Genomic DNA, 5,381 nt, shown 5'->3' on the forward strand with positions numbered 1-5,381 from the left:
CTGATAAAACCCAGCAAAACATGGACTATCCCCAAACTAAAACACAGCAAATAGCACAATAAAACACGCAAAAAACGGGCGACTCCTAATAGTACCGTATCGGAAGTTAGGGGTGGTGAAATGGATCTGAGTTGTTTTAGTTGTTTTAAAGGGATCAGGGGCGGAGTTGCCCAATGAGAACTTAAGTCATTTCCCATATATCGACTTTAGGAGATCAACAGCAGATCACCGGAAGCATATTTTATTTTTCCTATTAGGATCGATCGAGTTCCCAAAATCGAGACTTGAGAGTTTAATCTATTAGATAGAAAAGGGCATTCTTTAGTGCTTTCACGAATTTTCAGTTCCCCCTAAATGGAAATTTATAGGCTTTCGGTTTTGTGTTTTAAGGGGTGTTTATTTTGCCTTAAGGGGATTACAAGCCCTCGGACTTTCAGTCCGAGGGCTTGCTAAATTTACTGATCTGTCTTTTGGAGCATGTTTTTTATGTCTTGGATTTCATTCTCCATCGACTCCATCCGATCGACCAACGGTCGAAGTGCTTTTTCCAACATCGCCTGAAGTCGCTCTTGTTTCTCTGTCTGATCCATTGTTATCCCTCCTTTGGACCCATCTTCAGCTTAAACAATCCGGGGATCATTTGCTATGATACAGATCACACTTGGGCTTTTAGCAAGTCAATGTTTCATTCTCTTGGTAGAATTTATGACTTGCTCGACAGGAGCTGGAACGGTTGGCATTTGCTACAGAGCCGTCCAGTACGAGATCCTGACAAAACTATAATGAGGGGTCCCGCCAACAATTTATAAAAAGTGTAATGAGTGTGTGAGTTGCAAAGGTAACTTCTGTTTTTGTCATTTTAAATGGAAATTTATAGGATGTCAATTTTACGTTTTAAGGGATGTTTATTTGTCTTCTAAGGGAACTTGGTCGAATGGTATTTTCCATTTTTTGATTCATTTCCAAGGAGTGTGGGGTGTAATGACGATAAGGATGGGGAGACATCGCTCTGTTATCACTGGAGCAGTGCTTTTTAACGTGTTCAGCAATCATAATATTTCGATATAGCCGTCTGTTCCATTCACGCGAATACGTTGCCCATCTTTTATCAGCTTGGTGGCATTCTCCACCCCGACCACTGCCGGCAAGCCATATTCACGTGCAATAACCGCTCCATGGGTCATCAATCCACCAACTTCGGTCACCAGGTCTTTTATGGATACAAACAATGGTGTCCAGCTGGGGTCAGTAAAGGGGGTGACTAAGATATCTCCATCTTCCAGAGCCGCATCTTCCATGTTTAAGATAACACGCGCTCGCCCCTCTATCACTCCGGAAGAAACAGGCAGGCCTACAATCGCTTCGACTGGGAGATTTCCTCGTTTGTACTCACCTGCAATGATTTCACCATCAGACGTGATCACACGTGGGGGAGTCAGCTTTTCATATGATTTGCTCGTCTTTTCGTTTGCTGATGATCTGGTAATCCAGTTTCTTTGTGCTTACAACTTCGTGAAATTCTTCAAAAGTGAGATAGTATATATCTTCTTTTTCATGAATAACGCCCACTTGTACGAGTTGTTCGGCTTCTTTCAGCAAAGCCTGCTTATAAACGAAGTAGCGATGAACCATGGCGTATTTGGGATATTCCCTAAACCCGCTGAAATTCCGGATGAGATCGATCATTCCTTTGGTTTCTGTGACTTTTTGTTCACCATCGGGTAATTGCTTCAATCGATCTAATAACTCTTGTTCTTTTTTTAAAGCTTCCTGTCGCCCTTGCTCAAATTTCCGATGGCTGGCATTAGGCTCAAAATTTTTTATATTACCAAGAATCATGGGGATGAGTGTAGTTGGTTTTTCGCTCCAACGAGGTTTGGTAATATCGATTTCTCCGTCATCATTTGTTGGTGACCGACAGAGACATAAAGTGATTTTCCTGATCATTTGCTTCAGGGATAAGTCGTGATTGGTCGACTCTGGACAATGTAAAATGTATCATCATCCAAACACCATTCGATATCTTGTGGGCAACCAAAATAAGCTTCGATCTGTCTTCCGATGCGTGTCAGTTGTAAAATTTGTTGGTCAGTAAGTGTTGAGCCTTTTGCTGATCAGGATCGATTGGCTGTGTCTCTGTTCCGCCTTCTTTTCGTCCATAGATGGCCAATTTTTTGGTCGCTATCCTTTTATCGACGATTTCCTCATCCCGTACTTTATAACAATCGGCAGATACCAAGCCGGAGACCAGTGCTTCTCCAAGTCCAAAACTGGCATCGATGGATAACAACTTTCGCTTGGAATTAATCGGATCAGTGGTGAATGAATGAAAAAGTGACTTGAATCCCCAAGTGGATCTCAAGTCACTTTTCCATTTCGCGATCAATTGGCGGTAAAACCGGTTGATGCTCTCCTACTGCCCCTTGAAAAGGTAATTCTACGATGAAAGTGGTGCCCTGATCCGGGGTGCTTTCCACCTCGATGGTTCCGTGATGAGCCATGACGAACTCTTTGGCAATGGCAAGCCCCAAACCCATCCCGCCCCTGCTGCGTGCACGGGATTCATCGGTTCGGTAAAACCGATTGAAAAGGTGAGGGAGATGCTCAGGTGGAATCCCGACTCCTGTGTCGGAAACCTGGATTTGCAAACCCTCCTTTTTCTCCGTGATGTCAATCTTTACGGATCCGCCCGGGGGTGTGTAGCGGAGAGCATTGGTAAGCAAGTTGAGAAAAACCTGTGTGATCCGGTTGGAGTCCACTGAAATGGAAGGGATTCCTGCGTCACAATGGAGTCGGATTTCCACTCCTTTACGATCTGCATCCGGCTGGATCCGATCGATAATCCGGCTGAACAATTGAGGAATATCCGTCGGTTTCTGATCCAATGGCAACTTTTTCGCCTCGGCGAGGGATAACTGATGCAGGTCATCGACGAGACGATTCAGCCGAATCAACTCATCCTGCAAGGGCAATAGACTCTCCGGCTGGACGGGTTGCCCCCTCTGCTGGATCCATTCCAGTTTTCCCTGGAGGATGGTCAAGGGTGTCCTCAATTCATGGGCCACATTTGCAAACAGATTTCTCCTTATCTCTTCTGCCTGCTGCAGCTGTTGGGACATTTCATTGAAGGCTTTTGCGGTCTTCCCGTATTCATCCCGGCTCACCACGGGAACTTGGATCCCAAGCTCGCCTTGACCCAGACGATCAATGGCGGGAATCATCGATCGGAGCGGGGCCGTCAACCGCTTGGACAACCAGTAGGCAACGGGGAGAGAGAGCAGAACAAAGACCGTTGCACCTGCGATTAAGAGAACTGTCGTGGAATCCCTTATACCCATTCGCAATTTGGAGAGATGGGCGACTTCCGGATCGTAATAATACAGAAAAGCGATTGTTTTTCCTTCCTTTGGGATCTGACTCCGGATGCCAAACAGCGTGATGGATTGATCGGGGACCGCCCCTGCGTGATAAAGTCGTTCCCCTTTTGGGGACAACAACAGCAAGCCGGCATCCCGATCGATTTTTCGTCCCACCTGCAGCTGTTGCACCCCTTCCCAAGAACCCCCTTTTTTCTCGTAGTGATCGATAAACAGGTCGGATAAAACCTTCACCTCTTTTGTCCTGCTGGCATCCACCATCACATTGAGGATATCCTTGAGAACGATCTGTGTGACAAAGGCGAAAACGAGACACATGGCCACGATGAAAGAAACGATGGTGATAAACAGTTTGCGGGTGACACTCATAACTGACCACCAAATCGATAGCCAAATCCATAGACGGTTTGGATATAGACGGGATTGGAGGGGACATCTTCAATTTTTTTACGGAGTCGGCTGATATGGGCGTCCACCGTCCGCTCATCATTCAAGAGTTCGTCTTCCAGCGCAGCCAAAAGTTGCAGGCGACTGTATACGATGCCAGGTTTTTCAGCGAGGGTCAGCAAAAGTCTAAACTCCGTCGGGGTGAGTGGGATCTCTTCCCCTTGTTTCCATACCCGGCATTGAGATTCGGATATCAACAGCTCACCGCGTCGCAGTTGCTGTTCGTTGAATTCCAGCCCTTTCATTCGGCGCAACACGGAACGGATGCGGGCGGCCAACTCTCGTAATGAAAAGGGCTTGGTGATGTAATCGTCGGCACCCACTTCCAAGCCGATGATCTTATCCGTCTCTTCCGTTCTGGCTGTCACCATAATAATACCTATCCGACTCATTTTCCGAAGCTCTCTGCAAACCTCAATCCCGCTCATCTCAGGGAGCATCCAATCCAGCACCACGAGATCCGGTTTCTTCTCCCTGGCTTTTTCGAGAGCCTCGGACCCGGTTTGAGCGGTAAGAGTTTGAAACCCTTCCTGACGCAAGAAGGGCTCCATAAATTGAAGGACCTGTTTTTCATCATCCACCAATAACAAGGTATGGCTCATTCCGTTTCACATCCCTTCCCAAAATCCTTCTGACCACATTATAACCCGCCTTCGTCCACTCTCTGAAATTTTCATCGAACCCGTAAGTCTTCGTCAAAAGTTCACAACATCCGGCTGGTAGCATGAAACTCAATCAACAAACAAAAATTCTGGGGATTGAAGCAGAGCAGGGAGGGAATTGAATGAGGACCTTCATTGCGATGGTGGTGGGATTAATCGGTGGATTTATCCTGGGCATCGCCTTATCCAGCTGGTTTGGCATCTTGGGGATGGCGCTGTTTCATCAGCCTGTGGGGATCAAATTTCTACCGTATATTTGTTCAGCGGTTTTTGCCGTTCTGGTACCGATTTGGGACCGACGTCATGAATCACATATGAAGCGGGGAGACCAGTGATGAAACAAGGGGAAGGCCACGGGAAAGATATGAAGCAAGAAGATCAAGCGTCCACCGGGAGTGCAGAGGAGTTGACAAGAGGCGTTCGGATCATACGTTGGGTATTTGTATGTTTCGCAACCATCTTTACAGTTTGTATCACCATTCAAATCTTTTTTGCGGGCCTCGCTGTTTTTGTAAGTCCGACGGATTGGATGAGACACATGATGTTTGCCCATTGGTTCAGTGCCTTGCCTTTGATCATGCTGATCTTGAGCTTTGTCGGTCGATTGCCCCGAAAAATCCGTTTGCAAAGCTTAGGGGTGTTCGGGTTGATGTATGCAGTGTATTTCACTGCCAACATCACTGCCATTTCACCTTTGGCAGCAGCTGTCCATCCTGTTATCGGAGTATGGTTGTTCTGCATGTCGATCACCATCTTAACGCAAACAGCACGCTTGGCATTTAACAACCCAGACTAGTGCCCCTTCAGGCAACTTTGATCTTGTTTTGCTCATTTAGGATCACAGCGTCCCGCTTGTTCTTGTTGCGCCACCGTATGTACTCCTGAATCGCCTTCA

5 protein-coding genes and 1 pseudogene are annotated in these 5,381 nt (G+C 46.6%); 2 read left to right on the forward strand and 4 right to left on the reverse strand.

Going from position 1 to position 5,381, the window contains the following annotated elements; translation table 11 throughout:
* Positions 1 to 455: 455 nt before the first annotated feature.
* The 4 genes and pseudogenes from IEV46_RS18420 to IEV46_RS17465 all read right to left on the reverse strand — a co-directional run bounded on the left by IEV46_RS18420 (position 456) and on the right by IEV46_RS17465 (position 4,426).
* Positions 456 to 590 carry a hypothetical protein gene (locus IEV46_RS18420; protein WP_268235936.1) on the reverse strand — a complete coding sequence of 45 codons (135 nt, stop codon included), beginning with the start codon at positions 588 to 590 and terminating at the stop codon, positions 456 to 458.
* 459 nt (positions 591 to 1,049) lie between these two features.
* Positions 1,050 to 2,323, reverse strand: a pseudogene (locus tag IEV46_RS17455) (PEP/pyruvate-binding domain-containing protein); the annotation flags it as partial.
* A gap of 40 nt (positions 2,324 to 2,363) precedes the next feature.
* On the reverse strand, positions 2,364 to 3,746 hold the full coding sequence (locus IEV46_RS17460; RefSeq protein ID WP_188433838.1) for a sensor histidine kinase: 1,383 nt from the start codon (positions 3,744 to 3,746) through the stop codon (positions 2,364 to 2,366).
* Positions 3,743 to 4,426 (reverse strand): response regulator transcription factor, encoded by a 684-nt coding sequence (locus IEV46_RS17465; RefSeq protein ID WP_188433840.1) that lies wholly within the window; start codon positions 4,424 to 4,426, stop codon positions 3,743 to 3,745. The genes IEV46_RS17460 and IEV46_RS17465 overlap by 4 nt, the downstream gene beginning before the upstream one ends.
* Before the next feature lie 182 nt (positions 4,427 to 4,608).
* Here IEV46_RS17465 and IEV46_RS17470 point away from each other — a divergent pair, with 182 nt between their 5' ends.
* Positions 4,609 to 4,821, forward strand: coding sequence for a DUF5957 family protein (locus tag IEV46_RS17470; RefSeq protein WP_188433842.1), 213 nt, complete (start codon positions 4,609 to 4,611; stop codon positions 4,819 to 4,821).
* On the forward strand, positions 4,821 to 5,282 hold the full coding sequence (locus tag IEV46_RS17475) for a DUF6220 domain-containing protein (RefSeq protein ID WP_188433844.1): 462 nt from the start codon (positions 4,821 to 4,823) through the stop codon (positions 5,280 to 5,282). The genes IEV46_RS17470 and IEV46_RS17475 overlap by 1 nt, the downstream gene beginning before the upstream one ends.
* The last annotated feature ends 99 nt before the right edge of the window (positions 5,283 to 5,381 follow it).

The sequence above is a fragment of the Kroppenstedtia guangzhouensis genome (assembly GCF_014637345.1).
In the GTDB taxonomy this organism is placed as follows: Bacteria; Bacillota; Bacilli; order Thermoactinomycetales; family DSM-45169; genus Kroppenstedtia; species Kroppenstedtia guangzhouensis.